This is a genomic window from Clostridium sp., from assembly GCF_047718555.1.
GTDB lineage: Bacteria > Bacillota > Clostridia > Clostridiales > Clostridiaceae > Clostridium_I.
This window is the reverse complement of the sequence record NZ_JBDNRK010000021.1, coordinates 22,635-40,460: the sequence shown is the minus strand read 5'-3', so window position 1 is coordinate 40,460 and position 17,826 is coordinate 22,635. Positions and strand designations below refer to the sequence as shown.

The following is a 17,826-nucleotide window of genomic DNA, read 5'->3' as shown; positions in this document are numbered from 1 at the left end:
TCGTTAATATGTCACACTTTCTAAGAATTTCAACCTAAATTATATAGAAATTGTACCAATATATTCTATATAATTCATTATTACAAATAGAATATATTGGAAATTTATTTTATAAACATCATATTATTAAATTTTTTAAAATACAATTTTGCTTACCTGTTTAGTTCGCTTTATTATTAGTTTTTGAACAAACTTTTTTACAAAGCTACACCAAGAGTGTTATTTTAATGAAACATTTCAAGAATAGCTTATAAAGTAAAATGTTTAGTAGAATAGCTTAATTGCTTTTTATTATTAAACATTTTATTTTTTTGCAAAAAATAATTATAATTTAACAATTTTTATTTTTTCATACATTGCTGTATTTTATCAAATATGAATAACGATCAGCATGTAATTTAACAATGTAAAAAATTTCATTATAAAAAATATTATTAGATGTATTGACAGTAAGAAATATTTTTAATAATATATTAATGATACTAATTATCATTTGCAAGAGAAATGAATTTTCAATGTTTAAAATACATATTAAGGAGTTGATGACACTTGAAAAAAATAATAACTTTACTTACTGTGCTGTTAATGTTGTTGATTATGCCGGTTACTACTTTTGCTGCCGATGTAAACAAAAGTCTTGTGGAGGCAAATAAATCGGTGAATAAAGCACAGCAACTTGTTCAAGCAGGAGATATAGACAAAGGGAAGGCAGAATACGATGCATACAATAAAGCTTGGCTGGAACTTGAAGATGGGGTTAAAGGCCAATCAAAACTAGCTTATGGGGATATAGAGGAAAAAATGGGAATGGTGCAGTTTTTATTCTCTCAAAATCCTGTTCAGAAGGATAAAGTTGCTGAAGCTTTAAATGACTTAAAGGGAACTAATGAAAAATTTATTAATGGTAAATATGAAAATCAAACATCTAATAAAAATGATAAAAATGTCACAGTTAAGGACTTATTAAATATTTTGGGAAAAGCTAAAGAGCAGATAAAAAATGGTGACAATGGGGCCGCATTAAAGTCAATGAATGAATTTAGTTCATCTTGGCTGGATGTTGAAGGAGTGATACTTACAAAATCACAGAAAATATACAGTGATGCAGAAAAAGATATGGTCACAGCTAAAGCCTATCTTTCCATGAAGCCTGTACAGACCTTTAAGGCTGAAATGGTTATTGATAGAATGTACAATTACCTATCTACTGTAGAAGGTAAAAACTCATATGGAATAATGGATGTTATAACAATAATTCTTAGAGAAGGAATTGAAGCATTATTAGTTGTTATTGCTTTGCTTGGATTCATTAAAAAATCCGGACATGAAGATAAAAAAGGATGGATTTTTGGTGGAGTAGGTGTTGGATTAATTATAAGTATTATATTAGCAATAATTATTAAGGTATTATTTACATCTGGAACCTTTGGGAATAATAATTTTTTAATAGCTGGATGGACAGGTGTTTTTGCAGCAGTGATGCTGATCTATGTGAGTTACTGGCTTCATAGCAAATCCAGTGCAGAACAATGGAATGATTATATTAAGAATAAAAGTACCCAGGCAATTGCCACAGGAAGTTTATTTTCTCTTGGACTTTTAGCATTTCTTGCAGTTTTTCGTGAGGGAACAGAAACTGTACTGTTTTATATAGGAATGGCATCATCTATTAGTTTAACTACATTGATATCAGGAATAGTGTTAGGTGCTTTAATATTAGTAGTTATAGCATTTTTAATATTAAAAGTAGGGTTAAAGATTCCAATGAGACCATTTTTTATTGTTTCAAGCTTATTAGTATTTTATCTAGGAATAAAATTTACGGGTATGGGTATTAATGGATTGCAAATAGCAGGGATATTACCAACGACTACCAATGATGTTTTGCCAACTATAGATTGGCTTGGTGTATATCCATCCCTTCAAAGTTTAATTCCACAATTAATTTTAATAGTGTCAGCTATTGCAATGGTAGTTTGGAGACATGTTAAAACAAATAAATAATGTATATATTATTAGGGGGTTTTTCAAAATGATGAATTTTAAAAAAATATTTGCAGCAACAACGATAACAGCACTTTTATTAACTGGATGCAGTTCTAATGCAGGAGCACCTAAGACTCAAAATACAGAACAAAATGAATCTGCTGCTAAAGGTGAAAAAACATTAAGTATATCTGAAGGTTCTAAAAATATGAAAGATGTTTTAAAGGATATGAAATCAAAACTTGAGAATAAAGATGAGGAAGGTGCTATAAATGCATCCGCAGGACTTGAGGATAACTGGAAGATATTTGAAGATAACGTTAAAGATAAAAATAAGGAATTGTATGAAAAAGTTGAACAGCCTCTACATACAATAAATGCAGCAGTAAAAATAAAACCACTTGATACTAAGACTTTGATTGATGCCATTGATGCTTTAGATAAACAACTTGATGAAGTGGGAAAATTAAAATAGAGTATTCTATACAATTAATTACTGAAGTATTTTTTACCACACGTATTGCTATAATATTCATTATGATATAAACTAAAGTAGAAAATTTAATAGAAGCTTAGGTGCCTTGCAAAAAGGTGAAAAGGGAATGCGGTTGAAGTCCGCAGCAGCCCCCGCTACTGTAAATGAGGACGAATCTTAATATGCCACTTATATATTAAATTATATGGGGAAGGCTAAGACTAGGATGATACATAAGTCAGGAGACCTGCCTAAGTTGTAATTTGTCCGAGGACTACCAGCTCTAATACTCCCATCGCATTCTGTGAAAGTGGGAGTAAGGAGCGGCTCCGTCCCTGGATAACGATTTCTAAGCATCAGATGGGATAAAAACTCCACCTGATGCCAAGAACTCTGTTTATGAAGCTTTCGGAGGGAAGGATCTTTTCATGATAAAAATTTCTGATAACTTGTGAATTTTTTATTTTAGAAGGTAGTGTTACTGAAAGCACTACCTTTTTTATTTCTTACAAATTTTGCGACTATTTTGATTGGAGGAAAAGTGTTTGCAGAAGAAAAAGGATAAGGTGATACTTGTAGTAAGTTTTGGAACTACTTATGGGGAAACTAGAAAATTGACTATAGACAGTATTGAACAGTGCATACAGGATAGGTTTAAGGATTATGATATGAAGAGGGCATTCACTTCCCATATGATAATTAAAGTACTTAGGGAAAGAGACAGATATATTGTAGATACTCCAGAAGAAGCTTTAGAAAAGATAGCTGAGGAAGGCTACAAAGAGGTCATTGTTCAGTCACTGCATATAATGCCTGGAGAGGAATATGAGTATGTAGAAAGGGTAGTGGAAAGCTACAGACAAAAGGATGTATTTAATAAAATAGAATTGGGAAGACCTATACTTTATTTTAAGGGAGATGGTGAACAGCTTCAGGATGATTATTTAATGGCTATGCAAGCTATAAAACTTCAGATGCCTGAAACTGGTTCAGTAGTGTTTATGGGGCATGGAACAACTCATCCTGCAAATGCCTGTTATTCCTGTCTTCAGATGGTACTTAGGGATCATCAGATAAATAATGTATATATTGGAACGGTGGAAGGCTATCCTTCGCTGGACAATATTATAAATACACTAAAAAGAGATAAGGTAGAAGAAGTTACGTTAATGCCTCTTATGGTGGTGGCTGGAGATCACTGTAATAATGACATGGCTTCAGATGAAGAGGATTCATGGAAGAGAGTTCTTGAAAAAGAGGGTTTTAAAGTTAATTTATATATGCATGGTATGGGAGAAAATCCTCTATTTAGAGAAATATTTGTAAATCATGTAGAAGACACTATTATAGGTAAATATAAAAATATGGGAAGAAGTAAAAAGGGGATTTAAATATGGCAAAGATAATGATACAGGGTACAGCCTCTTCTGTAGGTAAAAGTATTCTTGTAACTGCATTATGCAGGATTTTTAAGCAGAATGGTTACAAGGTTGTGCCTTATAAATCTCAAAATATGTCTTTGAATTCTTATATAACTTTAGATGGAAAAGAAATGGGCAGGGCACAGGTACTTCAGGCCTATGCATGTGGTATGGAGCCAGAGGCTTATATGAATCCTATACTGCTTAAACCTACTTCTGATAAGAAATCTCAGGTTATAGTTAATGGGAAAGTCTATGGAAATTATACCGCCATGGAATATCATAATATGAAACCTGTGTTTAGGGATATGTTAAAGCAGCAATTTGAGGAACTGGAAAAAGAATTTGATATAATAGTTATGGAAGGAGCAGGAAGTCCTGCAGAGATAAATCTAAGAGATAGAGATATAGTTAATATGGGTATGGCAGAACTGGTAGATGCCCCTGTAATACTAGCAGGAGATATTGATAAAGGTGGAGTTTTTGCTTCTCTTGCAGGTACTATGCTTTTATTGAATGAGGACGAAAAGAAGAGAGTTAAGGGTACTATTATAAACAAATTCAGAGGGGACATAGATATATTAAAACCAGGTCTCAATATGCTTCAGGATATAGTAAAAATACCCTGTATTGGAGTAGTACCCTATTTTAATTTGCAGCTGGAAGATGAGGACGGAGCAGTGGAATTTGAAAATAAACCTCATGGAGCTATAGATATAGCCGTTGTTAAGCTTCCGCATATATCTAATTTTACAGACTTGGACGCACTTAAAGCAGAAGAGGATGTATCCATAAGATTTATAACTGATGTAGAAGAGTTTGGAAATCCTGATATGATAATTATACCGGGAAGTAAGAATACCATAGAGGATTTATTAAAGCTTCGTGAAAATGGTTTGGAAGCAAAGATAAAAGAATACAGCAAAACTGGAATTGTTATAGGTATATGTGGTGGATATCAGATGCTTGGAAACTCTGTTAAAGATCCTTATGGAGTGGAAACAGATAGTCTAAACACAGAAGGAATGAAGCTGTTAGATATTGATACAAGTTTTGAAGAAGAAAAGGTTACAACAAGGGTAAAGGCAGTTATGGCTTCTGATGATTTATTGAGGAGTGTTAATAAATATATAGTAAATTACAATATAAATAAAGAAGTTTATGGCTATGAAATTCACATGGGAATATGTAAATACGGAGAAAACTCAAAACCTCTTTTTAATATAATAGATAAAAATGGACTGAAAGTAAATTATAGTGATGGTGCAATTAATAAAAGAGGAAATGTTATGGGTACCTATATTCATGGAATATTTGACAGCATTTATTTTAGAGAGTACATAGTGAATTTATTAAGAAGTAAAAAAGGTATAAATCTTAAAGAATCCAAGGAATATGAAAAGCTTAGAGAAAAAGAGCTGGATAAATTAGCAGCTATAGTCAGGGAATCTTTAGATATGGAGAGTATATATGAAATTATGGGGTTGAAAAAATGATGCATACAGCTTTGGATATAGTTTTAGCAGTAATTTTAGATTTCATATTGGGAGACCCAAGATGGCTTCCGCACCCTATAATATACGTTGGAAAAATCATAAGCTTTTTAGAAAAGAAAGCTAGAAAATTGTCTAGAAATAATAATCAGTTAAGATTATTTGGTGCTTTAATCGTAATAGTTGTTGGATTTATTAGCTTTATTATTCCATTTTGTGTATTAGAAATTGTTAAACCATTTACAGTACTACATCACGTATTGAATGTACTGATAATTTGGACGACACTAGCAGCAAAGAGTTTACATACAGAAGCGTTGAAAGTACATATTTCCCTTGAAAATAAGGATATAGAGGATGCCAGAATAAAGCTTTCCTACATTGTAGGCAGAGATACAAAAGAACTTTCGGAGGAGGAAATAATAAGGGCAGATGTGGAAACTGTGGCGGAGAATACTTCTGATGGAGTTATAGCACCTCTCATTTTTGCCATTATTGGTGGAGCACCTTTAGCTATGCTGTATAAAGGAGTGAATACCATGGATTCTATGTTGGGCTATAAAAATAAGAAATATTACTATATAGGTTTTTTCCCAGCAAAGACAGATGATTTATTTAATTTAATACCGGCTAGAATTACAGGTATACTTATAGCATTGGTTTCTCCTTTGGTGAAGGGAAATATTTTAGAAAGCCTCAAAATAATGATTAGGGATAGAAAAAATCATAAGAGTCCAAACTGTGCCTACCCTGAGGCAGCAGCTGCTGGTGCAATGAAAATACAACTGGGTGGTACTAACAGCTATTTTGGGGAACTTGTTTACAAGCCTACCTTAGGGGATAAAAAGCAAAATTTGGATAAAAGACATGTTAAAGAAGTTATTAGGCTGATGTATGGTTCGGAGATATTGTTAATCATTATGTATATTAGTGTAGTTTATTTGATTACTAATATCTTTTTAAAATAATGCTTGACTCTCCTGTGTGGGAGATAGTTTATACTGAGAATGTAGAGGTGATAATATGTATAAAATAGGGGGATTTTCTAAAATAACAAAGCTTACAGTAAAAACATTACGATATTATGATGATGAAAATATACTTAAGCCATCTTATCGTAATGAAGAAAATGGCTATAGATTTTATGAAGAAAATGATTTTAAAAAAGCGGAATTAATTGTATTACTGCGGAATCTTGGATTTTCAATTTCTGAAATAAAAGATGTCCTTAGTAATTATGAAACCTCTTCAGATTTATCATATTTTTTAGAAGAAAAGAAAAAAATGATTGAAGATAAAATCCAAAAAGAAAAATCCTTATTGAAAAAAATTGACCTCTATATTAAACCAAATCAAATGGAGGGTGATTGTATGAACTATAAAATTGAAGTCAAGAATATTGAAGCTATAACAGTGGCAGCAATTAGATACAAAGGTAAATATAGCGATGTTGGAAAGTATATTGGTAAGGTATATGCAGCAGTTAAAGGCAATGCTAATGGTTATCCTTTTAATTGTTACTATGATAGTGAATACAGAGAGGACGCAGATATTGAGGCATGCTTACCAATCTCAAAATTAATTAAACATCCTGATATTACAGTAAAACAGTTACCACAGATAAAAGCACTTTGTACTACACATATTGGCACTTATGAAAGTTTAAATATGGCATACAAAGCTATATTGGATTACGCTGGAGAGCATGATTTAAAATGTCTCACTCCTTCAAGAGAAATATATTTAAAAGGTCCAGGCATGATATTTAAAGGGAATCCCAATAAATATGTAACTGAGATAATTATTCCAATAGAATAGGAGGGAAAACTATGGTTACAAATAGATTAGATTATAAAAAGGAATTTAAAGATCTATATATGCCAAAGAGCAAGCCAACCCTTATTGATGTGCCAACCATGAATTTTATTATGGTAGATGGAAAAGGAAACCCTAATGAGAAGGAAGCGGAATATGAATCAGCTGTAGAGCTTTTATATGCGCTCTCTTATACAATTAAAATGAGTAAAATGGGTAATTACCAGCCAAAGGGGTATTTTGAATATGTAGTCCCTCCACTGGAAGGATTGTGGTGGATGAAGGATTGTAAAATAGATTTTTCTAATAAGGATAAATTCTGTTGGACATCAATGATTAGGCAGCCTGAATTTGTTACAAATGAAGTATTTCAGTGGGCGTGTTCTGAAATTATAAAAAAGAAGCCACACCTTGATATTTCAAAGGCGCGACTTGAGACATTTAATGAAGGTTTGTGTGTACAAATGATGCATATTGGACCCTATGATGATGAACCTAAAACAGTTGAACAAATTGAAACCTATATTGAAGGTAATAATTTGATAGATGCTATTTCAACGATTCAACCAGATGGAACAATAAGAAGACATCACGAAATCTATTTATCTGATCCACGAAAAACAAGTCCTGAAAAATTAAAAACTGTTTTAAGGCATCCTGTTGAGTATAAGTAACAATTCAGATTGCCTAGACGCTGTCTGGACAATTGAGCTAGTATCATCATTATGCAAGGAGACAAAAAATTTTTTTGCCATTAATTGAAAAGAAAAAATATAGGTATTAATAATAATGATGAGTTGCAATAGTAAATTAAGATGAACTATGCAGGAGAGGAAAAATGAAAAGAAAATTGGTTAATACTATTATTGAATAAACTGACATTATGTTTTCTAGCATGACTATAACCTTAAATACCTGTAACCTAAATGCTATTGTGAGGATATCAATATGAAAGATGAAAATGTTAAGAAATATATTGGGTTATTTTTGATTTTGGTGTTTGGTTTACCGTTGATATGCGTATTTTTAGTAAAGAATTTTAGCATTTTTCAATCGGGAACGCTGAGCTTTATTTTGTATGGCATTGAAGCAATGACACCAACACTTGCAGCATTGATTGCAACTGCAATTTTGGGTGGCAGTAGAAAAATACGGGTATTTTTAAAAAAGTGCTATTTTGATAATATAAAAATACGCTGCATTGTATTAGCGGTAATACTACCGTTAGCTGTATTAACTATCACAAAGTTAACATCGCTTATTTTTGTCGATGGTATTCCATTTATAGCAGGTATTACTGCAAAGAGACTGATAATAGTTATGTGGGCTTTGATTGCAGAAGAAATAGGATGGAGAGGGTTTCTACAAGAAAAATTAGATAAGCGTTGTGGTAACTTAGCAACACCTATACTTCTTGGCAGTATTTGGGCATTATGGCATTATCATTTCTTTTGGTTAGGAAATATGTCGGCACCGTTGATTTTATTTTTACTTGGGTGTATTACAGATAGTTTTGGATATTATTGGGTTACTAAAAAATCAAAAGGAAATGTTATTCCGGCTTCCATATGGCATTTTGCAGGAAATTTATGTTTCAATCTTTTTTTGATAAGTCCTGAATACAATCAAGGTAGTATTGTGCCATATTTCCTATTTGTAGTTTATTCAACTATTATGGCTGTAGGCATAAGCAGATGGGGATTCCTTTCTATAAAAAAAGACAGTGTTATAAACTGCTAATATGAAGAGTGTTAGCGTGATCTTTGACTATTATTACATAATACAAATCTATTCATAGGACGAATTATATGCGGAGATGAGGAGGCTTATATATGATTCATGGCGGAGACATATACACTGAAGGCGTTTTTAAAGGACAACAACTCTTAGATTTTAGCTCAAATATAAATCCACTTGGAGTACCTGAAGGCTTCAAAAATAATATAGCTGAAGCACTAAATAATGTAACCAGATACCCTGATATTAAGTATAGAGAAGTATGTAAAGAGCTCTCAGATTATACTGGCACTGTAGAAGAAAATTTTGTGTTGGGAAATGGTGCAGCGGAAATTATAGATTTAGTTATAAGTAATTTTAAAAGTATATTGATAGTAGTGCCTTCCTTTGTGGAATATGAAATAGATGCAAAGAAGTGGGGTTGTCACGTAGAATATTCCAAGTTATTAGATAATATGGATTTTGATTATAAGGATATTGAGAATAAGCTTACTGAGGTAGAGGCAGTTATAATAGGCAATCCCAATAATCCTAACGGGAATATCATAGATAAAGCTAAATTTGAGACTATTATAGAGATTTGTGAAGTTAAGAATAAAACAGTAATTATAGATGAAGCTTTTATAGAATTTACAGGAGGAATAAAAAATAGTTTCATTGATAAAATAGAAGATAATAAATGTATTTTTATTATAAGAGCTATTACTAAATTTTTTGCTATGCCGGGAGTGAGGTTTGGATATGGCATTAGTAGTGATAGAGAACTACTAAATAATATAAGAAAAAAGCAAAATCCATGGAACATAAATTGTTTTGCAGAATTAGCAGTTAAATACTCCCTAAAAGATAAAGAATATATTAAAAAATCTCTTCAGTGGATAGAAGAAGAAAAAGAAGTCTTCGTTAACCAGCTAAAAGAGATTCCCTGTATAGAGCAAACTTTTAAAAGTTTTTCAAATTTTGTCCTTTGTAAGCTAAGGAACGTAGATGAAGAAAAACTATATAAATATTGCCTTGAGAATGGGATAATTATTAGAAAAGCCAGTAATTTTAGAGGACTTGATAAGAGTTATGTAAGATTTGCTATTAAGGACAGAATAGCTAACGAGAGTCTAATTAAGGTATTAAAAAATATTAGTTTTTAAAGAATTAAGCAATAGAATATATGCTAACAAGTATTTGTTATATTGTGAATTTTATTAGAATAAATTCATTATTTTAGAATTCGTTATCCATAAGTATAATGTTGTTATTGCAAGAATGAAAGTGGTTGGGCTATAGCGGTTAGTAATCGGATGATGTTAGAAAAGAGGAGTTTTATGGGAAAGCTATCTAAAGGTTATGTACAGATTTATACAGGAAACGGAAAAGGTAAAACTACTGCTGCTGTGGGCCTGGGAGTTAGGGCAGCAGGAGATGATTATAGTGTATTCATGGTTCAATTTTTAAAATCTGGTTCCACTGGAGAACTTGAAAGTATAAAAAAGTTAGAACCTAATTTTAAGATTTTTAGGTTTGAAAAAAAGAGAGGCTTCTTTTGGACTTTAAATGATGAAGAAAAAGCAGAACTAAAGCTTGAAATACAGGAGGCTTATAAATTTTGTCTAGAGACTTTAAAAAACAATAAATGTGATATTTTGATTATGGATGAAATTATGGGGGCTCTGTCAAATGAACTCGTGTCAAGGAAACAGGTACTGCAGCTTATAGATGATAAGCCTGATAATATGGAGCTTATACTAACGGGAAGAAATGTACCAGAGGAAATAGTAGATAGGGCAGATTTGGTTACAGAAATGAGAGAAATAAAGCATTATTTTGGTAAAGGAGTTCCCGCTAGAGAAGGGATAGAGTATTAAGCATATGAAAAGTATTGTTATATCCTCTAATGGAAGTTCAGGGGGGAAAACCACAATAACCATGGGACTATTAAAGGTTCTTAAAGACAGAGGATTTGAGGTACAAAGCTATAAGGTGGGTCCTGATTATATAGATCCAGATTTTCATGAATACATTACAAAAGTGCCAGCTAGGAATCTAGATTTGTATCTTATGGGAGAAGAGGGGGTTAAAGCTAGCTTTTCCAGAGGTAAAGGTGATTATTCTGTAGTGGAAGGGGTTATGGGCCTTTATGATGGAAAGGGAATAAGTACTCAGTATTCTACAGCACATGTATCAAGGGTACTTAATTTACCTGTAATTTTAGTCTTATCACCAAAAGCTAAAGCTTCTACTTTGTGTGCAGAAATACAGGGATTGGTGAATTTTGAAAGTATAAATATAGCAGGAATAATATTTAATAATATAAAGGAAAGCTACTACAAGCTTTTAAGGGCAGCTGTAGAGAAATATTGTAACATCAAAGTCTTTGGATATGTTCCAAAAGATGAGAGACTTTCCATAAAGAGTAGGCATTTAGGACTTGTACAAAGCAGCGAGATTGAAGATTTAAAGAAAAAAATTGAGATCTGTGCACAGCTTATAGAAAATAATGTGGATGTTGATTTGCTGTTAAAGTACTTTGTCCCTGCTGAAAAATACAGTGATAATTTTCATGTAAAGAATATGAAAATAAAATCAGCAGTGGCCTATGACAAGGCTTTTAGCTTTTATTATAAGGAAAATATAGAGCTTTTGCAGGAAGTAGGGCAGGTACAGTTTTTTAGTCCACTAGAAGACAAAGAACTACCAAAAGATGTGGATTTCATCTACCTAGGAGGAGGCTATCCAGAGGTATTTATAGAAAGACTTAGTGAAAATAAAACCATGCTAAATAGTATAAGAAATGCATTAAATTCTGGAATAAGATGTTATGCAGAGTGTGGAGGTTTGATGTATCTTACAGAAGCAATAGATGGAAGAGAAACTGTAGGATTTTTTAAAGGTGAGTCTAACATGACTAATAAGCTTCAGAATTTTGGGTATGCAGAAGTTAGGGTAATCAATAAGAATTCAATACTACCTGTAGGTTTAAGATTTAATTGTCATGAGTTTCATAAGTCTCAAGTTAGTTTAGAAGAGAGCAGTGTATATGAGATTGCAAAGGTTAGCTATGATGGCTTCAGAAAGCAGTGGAGCTGTGGTTATGTTAAAGGTAACGCACTAGGGAGTTATGCTCATGTGCATTTCTTTGGAAATCTAGAGATGTTTAATGATTTAATTGGGAGGATTAATATATGAAATCTTGGACTACAAAAAATGGACAAAAGATATATCAAACTTTAGATGGAAGAAGTAATTCATTTTTAGTTTCAAACGGAGAAAAGTATATATTAATTGATACTGGGAGAAAAAACAAATGGAAGGAGCTGAAAAATAAACTAGATGAACTTGGAGTAAATGAGAATTCTATAGATTCATTGATATTGACACACACTCATTTTGATCATGCAGAAAATGCATATAATATAAAAGAAAATTATAAAGCTAATTTAATTGTTCATAAGAGTGAAGAAGATTTTATTAGAAATGGAAATAATCCAGTAATAAAAGGAACAAATTTAGCAACTGGTTTTATTACAAGAATATTAGGAGAAAGCTTAAGGAAGTTTTATAAATATAAAGCAGTAACTTGTGACATTGTAGTTGAAGATAATTTTAATTTGGTGGATTTGGGATTTGAAGCATATATTCTTCATACTCCGGGCCACTCAATAGGTTCATTAAGTATAATTATAGATAATGAAATAGCTATAGTTGGTGATACTATGTTTGGTGTCTTCAGAAATTCAGTTTTTCCACCCTATGCAGAAGATAAAATTACTATGATAAAAAGCTGGAAAAAATTATTAAATACAGGTTGTTCATTATTTATTCCTGCCCATGGTACAGAAAATAGTAAAGAACTATTACAAAAGGAATATGAAAAATATTTAAACAAAGTAGAATGATTAAAAGTAGCAATGGCATCTGCCTATTTGTGTAAGGATATTATGTTCTAACTCAAAGACAGAAAAAGGACATGCTGCATGCATATCCTTTTTACTATACCTAAAAGTTCTACTTAATTGGTATATATATGTCGAATTCTCCGTTGTTCATAAATCTTTCATCGTATAATTCAAGCTGAGGTCTGAAATCAATTTCATATCCTGAAGTTGGAAGCCACTTGGCAAATATATTATCATAAAATTTACCTATGTTTTGTATAGCTCCGCTATAAGTATATACAAGGTATTTACCTTCTGGCACAACCTTTGTTTCCATACCTTCTAGTATATCCTGAAAGCTGTCTACCTCTGCGCAAGCGGTATAGTGGAATCTGCCTTCTGAATCTGGTGCATCATCACATATACCATAACACAGCATAGATTTACTTTTTTGTTTTATGTCTTTGTAGCGTTTGTTAAACACCTCCCAAAGATTTGGAATTTCTCCATTAGTATTGTTCCCAAAATAGGTAATACCTACAGCTTTGAAGCCTTCAATGCTTATTATTTTTCCTTCCATAATTGTAATCCCCTTTCAATATTTTATATGTTAATTATATCAAGTAATCCTTGCCAACATTATGTCAGGAATTTATTTAACTTTATATAAATTTAAAATTTTATTGGTTTTTCTGATTATGTACTCCATAAGTTCTGTAGGCTCTAAAACTTCTATCCTGTCACTTAAAGGGAAAATTACACTGCAGGCAGTTTTGAAGCTTATCATATCAATATCATAAATACAAATATTTTCTACTTTCATGGAAGATATTACATGAAAGCCTTCAAGCAGTTTTTTCTTTTCCTCATAGAATTTAATTTTGACAGCATATGTATTGTGATCTATTTCAAGGGAGGTTTGTTTTATAAAGTGCTGTTTGCTATTGCTCCAAAATTTTTCAAGGCAAAAGTTTTTAGGCATGCTGAAGCTTTTATTCAGTACTTCTATATTTGTAATCCTGCTGCATTTAAAAACTCTAATCTCGTTTTTTACTTCACAAAAAGCCGCTACATACCACTGAGAATTTTTTACCACCACACCATAAGGTCTTATAATCCTTTCTGATACTTCTCCATCATATTTTTTATAGTATACCTTCAGCTTTTTTAAATTCAGTACTGATTTTTTTATTATATCTACATTTTTATTCGGCAACCTTTTGCCCCACCAAGGTTCTGCGTCAATAAAGAATCTTTCCTTAGCCTTAATAATTTCTTCCCTGTGTTCTTCTGATAAACTGTTTTCAAGCTTAATAATGGCATTTTTTAATTGTTGTGCTGTTTCTGTATTCTTTTCTGGGCTGATACCCATACTTGAAAATAAAAGATTAAAAACATCTCCACTCTCCAACACATTTGAATTGATTTTATAGTCATCCATAAAAGAAAAACCGCCATTAGGACCTGAAATTGACTGAATAGGAATACCAGCTTCACACAATATATCAATGTCTCTATATATTGTTCTTTCTGAGGTTTCAAGTAATTTGGCTAAATTTCCTGCTTTCATTATTCCACGTGAATCAAGCAGCATAATAATTCCTAAAAGTCTGTGAAGTCTCATGAACACACACTCCTATCCTAGTTTTTTATTAGTTTGTTAAAAGTAAAAAATAGTATATTGAAATACCAATGAATCTTACTTAGTGGGAGTTTGTATTCCCACTAAGTTTAGATGAATTATCCAGGAACGTGCCGCTGTTATCGGATAACTCTATTAAGGGTTAGTAGATGATATTCCTTATAACTATTATAAAGAATTAAATAAGTTAATTGAAGAAATAATTTTAAGTTTTAGATAGAATAGGATATAGTATTATTGACGATATCTGTTTATAGCAGTTGAAAGAATTGCATAGAAATTTGTATGAGATAGGATATAGATTAAAGTGTATAGTTAAGGGGAGAAGAACTATGAACGAAGTCTTAAAACAAATAAAAAATAGAAAATCAATGAGAGTATTTGAAAATAGGCCAATTTCAGATGAGATAAAAAAGAAAATATTAAAGGCTGCATTTGAAGCTCCAACTGCAGGTGCAATGATGCTTTATAGCATACTTGATATTACTGATGAAAGATTAAAGGAAAAATTGGCAGTAACCTGTGATAACCAGCCTTTTATTGCAAAGGCACCTTTGGTGATAGTATTCCTTGCAGATTATCAGAGATGGTATGATTCTTTTTGCTTTGAAAACTGCAATCCAAGAAAACCAGGAGAGGGAGATATTCTTCTTGCCTGTGCAGATGCAATAATAGCTGCTCAAAATACAGTAGTAGCGGCAGAGTCATTGGAAATTGGTTCATGCTATATTGGAGATATCATTGAAAATTGTGAAACTGTCAGGGAACTTTTAGATTTACCTGATTATGTTTTGCCTGCTGCTATGGTGGTTTATGGTTATCCTGTTGAAGCTCAAAAGAATAGAAGAAAACCTGCCCGTTTTGAAAAGCAGTATTTAGTGTTTGAAAACAAATATCACAGACTAACTAAGGAAGAGCATATGGAAATGCATCTAAAAAGAAATGAAAAGACAGGTTTAGCAGATAAGAATATCAGGGAAGATATTAAGGCATTCTGCAACCGCAAGTATATGTCAGCTTTCGCCTTGGAGATGAATCGTTCAGCAGCAGAGTATCTTAAAAAATTTAGGAGTGATGAGTTATAGATTATTTAGAACAAAGTACAGAATAGCAGTATTTACTTTAAAACCTTTATCATTTAATGAACTTTTAAATATTAATAATAATGAAATTAATAATTTTGAAACTTTTATTGAATTAGAATCAATATTTGATTTTGTTAAATTAGCAGTATCAAAGAAAATAGAGAAAATGTAAAAGGCTAATGAAGATGTTCATGAGTGGTATACATACTGGCTGATTATTGATAAGGAGAATGAAAATTGAATGTGTTGATATGATTAGGAGCAGCGTGGATTTATAAAGGAACAATATGCTATAATACCTATTATAAATTATAATATATTAAGGCTCTCTGTTTTTTATGTAGATATTTTAGATACATTGTTTTTAGGATTTACGTGGAGTATGGCGCTTAATTTTTAAAATTATAAACAAAGCTAAAATGAGTTCAATACGATTTTGAATTGAAAAAATATTTAATGGAGGCAATTAAATGTCTGAATTTGTAAGGTTTATAAAATATAATGAGCTAAATGAATTACTTGATTTATACAGACAGTTACAGCCTGAAGACCCAGATGCGTTAAATAACGAAAATTTACATAGAGTATGGAATTCAATATATAATAATTCCAATTTATATTATATTGTTGTTGAAGTGGATGGTAAAATAGTATCTTCTTGCAATATATCAATTATAGAAAATCTTACTAGAAACATACGACCTTATGGACTTATAGAGAATGTTATTACAGATTCAGCTTATAGGAAAAGAGGGTATGCAACCAAAGTATTGAACAAAGCAGTAGAAATTGCAAAAGAAAAGAATTGTTATAAAGTTATGCTGTTAACAGGTTCAAAAAAAGAAGAAATTTTGAGGTTCTATGAAAAAGCTGGATTTGCCAGGGGTATAAAGACAGGCTTTATAATAAAGCTTTAATTAAAGTATTGTAAGCTAAGTTAGATACGGAATAGAAAGGAAGTGACACTTTAGTGAGTTCTGTTATTTACATATTTTTACTCACTAAAAATAAATTATGGATTATATAAAAATGCCTACGGATATAGAGAAGAGAAGCTTTGAAATAATAGGGGAAGAAATGGGAGAGTATAATTTGCCAGAAAGAGAGCTTAACATAGTAAAGAGAGTAATACATACCACAGCAGATTTTGAGTACAAGGATTTGCTTTATATACGAGAGGGTTCTATTGACAGGGCTCTGGAATTATTAAAGAATGGTACTACTATTTACACGGATACAAATATGGCTTTAGCAGGGATAAACAAGAAGGCACTTAAGGAGCTAAATTGCAAAGTGGAGTGCTTTGTGTCAAGAGAGGATGTAGCTAAAGAGGCTAAGGAGAGAAAGATAACCCGTTCTATGGCAGCTGTAGAGAAGGCAGTAGAGGAAGGTGTGAAATTTTTTGTGTTTGGAAATGCGCCAACGGCTTTATATAGGCTTAAGGAACTTATAGAAGAAGGCAAAGCTGATGTAAAATTCATAGTAGGGGCGCCTATAGGTTTTGTTGGGGCAGCTGAGTCGAAAAAAGAAATAGAAAAATTGGATTTACCACTGATAACTGTGAGAGGCAGAAAGGGTGGAAGTACAGTGGCAGCGGCTATTGTAAATGCACTTATGTATATGCTTGTAGAGAGAAATTAATATCATCTTAGTAGAATATAAAGAAGTAGAGGTGAGACTGAAAATGCTTGATACTTTAAGTTATATAGGTGAAAAGCTTAATAAAGGAAGCGTTTTGTGGGGAGTTGGTGGATCTATATTATTAAATCACTATAGACTTATAGATAAACCTAATGATATTGACATTTTAGTGGATTTAAATGATATTGAAAAAGCAGATAGAATTCTAAAAAGTATTGGAGAAAAGAAAGTCTGGGAAAAGTCAAATACATATTCTACAAAATATTTTTATGAATATGTTGTAAATGGTTTTGAGGTTGATGTTATGGCTGGATTGAGCATTAACCATAAGGAAGGAATGTACAGATACTTTTTTGATAATAAATCAATTTTACAAACTATTAAAATTAATAATATAGACATACCTTTAACTTCTTTAGAAGATTGGTATGTTATATATCAATTGATGCCAAATAAAGAAATAAAAGCTGGAATAATAGAAAACTATCTACTATCAAATGAAATAAAGAGGTTTGATTTATTAGAAAGAGCATTAAAAGGAAATCTGACAAGTGACGTAAGAAAAAATATTGAAAAAATGTTGAAGTTGTAAAATTCTATTATAACGAATTATCAACGTGCTATGCATAAAATAGTGTAAGAAAGGAGGTAAGTATTTAGTT

19 protein-coding genes and 1 riboswitch are annotated in these 17,826 nt (G+C 31.7%); of the genes, 17 read left to right on the top strand and 2 right to left on the bottom strand.

The features are described from left to right. Positions 1-549 precede the first annotated feature (549 nt). The 12 genes from ABF633_RS10260 (at position 550) to ABF633_RS10205 (ending at position 12,817) form a co-directional block, all read left to right on the top strand. A complete protein-coding gene (locus ABF633_RS10260; protein ID WP_415523605.1) occupies positions 550-2,004 on the top strand; it encodes an FTR1 family iron permease in 1,455 nt (484 codons plus the stop codon). Between the two features lie 28 nt (positions 2,005-2,032). Then, positions 2,033-2,461, top strand: a complete 429-nt coding sequence (locus ABF633_RS10255) for a hypothetical protein (protein ID WP_415523604.1) — start codon at positions 2,033-2,035, stop codon at positions 2,459-2,461. 82 nt (positions 2,462-2,543) lie between these two features. Further along, a riboswitch (cobalamin riboswitch) is annotated at positions 2,544-2,731 on the top strand. Positions 2,732-3,006: 275 nt separating this feature from the next. Beyond that, entirely contained in the window at positions 3,007-3,852 is an 846-nt protein-coding gene (locus ABF633_RS10250; protein ID WP_415523603.1) for a sirohydrochlorin cobaltochelatase, read from the top strand. Positions 3,853-3,854: 2 nt separating this feature from the next. Further along, the gene (locus ABF633_RS10245) at positions 3,855-5,378 is read left to right on the top strand and encodes a cobyric acid synthase (RefSeq protein WP_415523602.1); all 1,524 of its coding nucleotides are present in this window, start codon (positions 3,855-3,857) and stop codon (positions 5,376-5,378) included. After that, positions 5,375-6,343 (top strand): adenosylcobinamide-phosphate synthase CbiB, encoded by a 969-nt coding sequence (cbiB, locus tag ABF633_RS10240; RefSeq protein ID WP_415523601.1) that lies wholly within the window; start codon positions 5,375-5,377, stop codon positions 6,341-6,343. Before ABF633_RS10245 ends, cbiB begins: the two co-directional genes overlap by 4 nt. A 55-nt stretch (positions 6,344-6,398) precedes the next feature. Beyond that, positions 6,399-7,193 carry a MerR family transcriptional regulator gene (locus ABF633_RS10235; RefSeq protein WP_415523600.1) on the top strand — a complete coding sequence of 265 codons (795 nt, stop codon included), beginning with the start codon at positions 6,399-6,401 and terminating at the stop codon, positions 7,191-7,193. An 11-nt stretch (positions 7,194-7,204) separates the two neighbouring features. Then, positions 7,205-7,864 (top strand): GyrI-like domain-containing protein, encoded by a 660-nt coding sequence (locus tag ABF633_RS10230; RefSeq protein WP_415523599.1) that lies wholly within the window; start codon positions 7,205-7,207, stop codon positions 7,862-7,864. A 274-nt stretch (positions 7,865-8,138) separates the two neighbouring features. Beyond that, positions 8,139-8,930: a CPBP family intramembrane glutamic endopeptidase gene (locus tag ABF633_RS10225; protein WP_415523598.1), complete on the top strand. Its 792-nt coding sequence runs from the start codon at positions 8,139-8,141 to the stop codon at positions 8,928-8,930. A gap of 92 nt (positions 8,931-9,022) precedes the next feature. Next, positions 9,023-10,072, top strand: coding sequence for a pyridoxal phosphate-dependent aminotransferase (locus ABF633_RS10220; protein WP_415523597.1), 1,050 nt, complete (start codon positions 9,023-9,025; stop codon positions 10,070-10,072). Between the two features lie 174 nt (positions 10,073-10,246). Then, positions 10,247-10,786: a cob(I)yrinic acid a,c-diamide adenosyltransferase gene (locus tag ABF633_RS10215; RefSeq protein WP_415523596.1), complete on the top strand. Its 540-nt coding sequence runs from the start codon at positions 10,247-10,249 to the stop codon at positions 10,784-10,786. Positions 10,787-10,790: 4 nt separating this feature from the next. After that, on the top strand, positions 10,791-12,107 hold the full coding sequence (locus tag ABF633_RS10210; RefSeq protein WP_415523595.1) for a cobyrinate a,c-diamide synthase: 1,317 nt from the start codon (positions 10,791-10,793) through the stop codon (positions 12,105-12,107). After that, positions 12,104-12,817, top strand: coding sequence for an MBL fold metallo-hydrolase (locus ABF633_RS10205; RefSeq protein WP_415523594.1), 714 nt, complete (start codon positions 12,104-12,106; stop codon positions 12,815-12,817). Before ABF633_RS10210 ends, ABF633_RS10205 begins: the two co-directional genes overlap by 4 nt. A gap of 109 nt (positions 12,818-12,926) precedes the next feature. On the opposite strand, the gene ABF633_RS10200 is transcribed toward ABF633_RS10205, so the two are convergent. Next, positions 12,927-13,376: a GyrI-like domain-containing protein gene (locus tag ABF633_RS10200; RefSeq protein WP_415523593.1), complete on the bottom strand. Its 450-nt coding sequence runs from the start codon at positions 13,374-13,376 to the stop codon at positions 12,927-12,929. Between the two features lie 72 nt (positions 13,377-13,448). Next, positions 13,449-14,420: a helix-turn-helix transcriptional regulator gene (locus tag ABF633_RS10195; RefSeq protein WP_415523592.1), complete on the bottom strand. Its 972-nt coding sequence runs from the start codon at positions 14,418-14,420 to the stop codon at positions 13,449-13,451. A gap of 350 nt (positions 14,421-14,770) precedes the next feature. Between ABF633_RS10195 and ABF633_RS10190 the strand changes: the two genes are divergently transcribed. From ABF633_RS10190 to ABF633_RS10170, 5 genes are all read left to right on the top strand, one after another. Beyond that, a complete protein-coding gene (locus ABF633_RS10190; protein WP_415523591.1) occupies positions 14,771-15,523 on the top strand; it encodes a nitroreductase family protein in 753 nt (250 codons plus the stop codon). Continuing rightward, on the top strand, positions 15,513-15,695 hold the full coding sequence (locus tag ABF633_RS10185) for a hypothetical protein (RefSeq protein ID WP_415523590.1): 183 nt from the start codon (positions 15,513-15,515) through the stop codon (positions 15,693-15,695). The genes ABF633_RS10190 and ABF633_RS10185 overlap by 11 nt, the downstream gene beginning before the upstream one ends. 298 nt (positions 15,696-15,993) lie before the next feature. Next, positions 15,994-16,440 (top strand): GNAT family N-acetyltransferase, encoded by a 447-nt coding sequence (locus tag ABF633_RS10180; protein ID WP_415523589.1) that lies wholly within the window; start codon positions 15,994-15,996, stop codon positions 16,438-16,440. 94 nt (positions 16,441-16,534) lie between these two features. Next, positions 16,535-17,164 carry a precorrin-8X methylmutase gene (locus ABF633_RS10175; protein WP_415523626.1) on the top strand — a complete coding sequence of 210 codons (630 nt, stop codon included), beginning with the start codon at positions 16,535-16,537 and terminating at the stop codon, positions 17,162-17,164. A gap of 43 nt (positions 17,165-17,207) precedes the next feature. Further along, a complete protein-coding gene (locus tag ABF633_RS10170; protein ID WP_415523588.1) occupies positions 17,208-17,756 on the top strand; it encodes a hypothetical protein in 549 nt (182 codons plus the stop codon). The last annotated feature ends 70 nt before the right edge of the window (positions 17,757-17,826 follow it).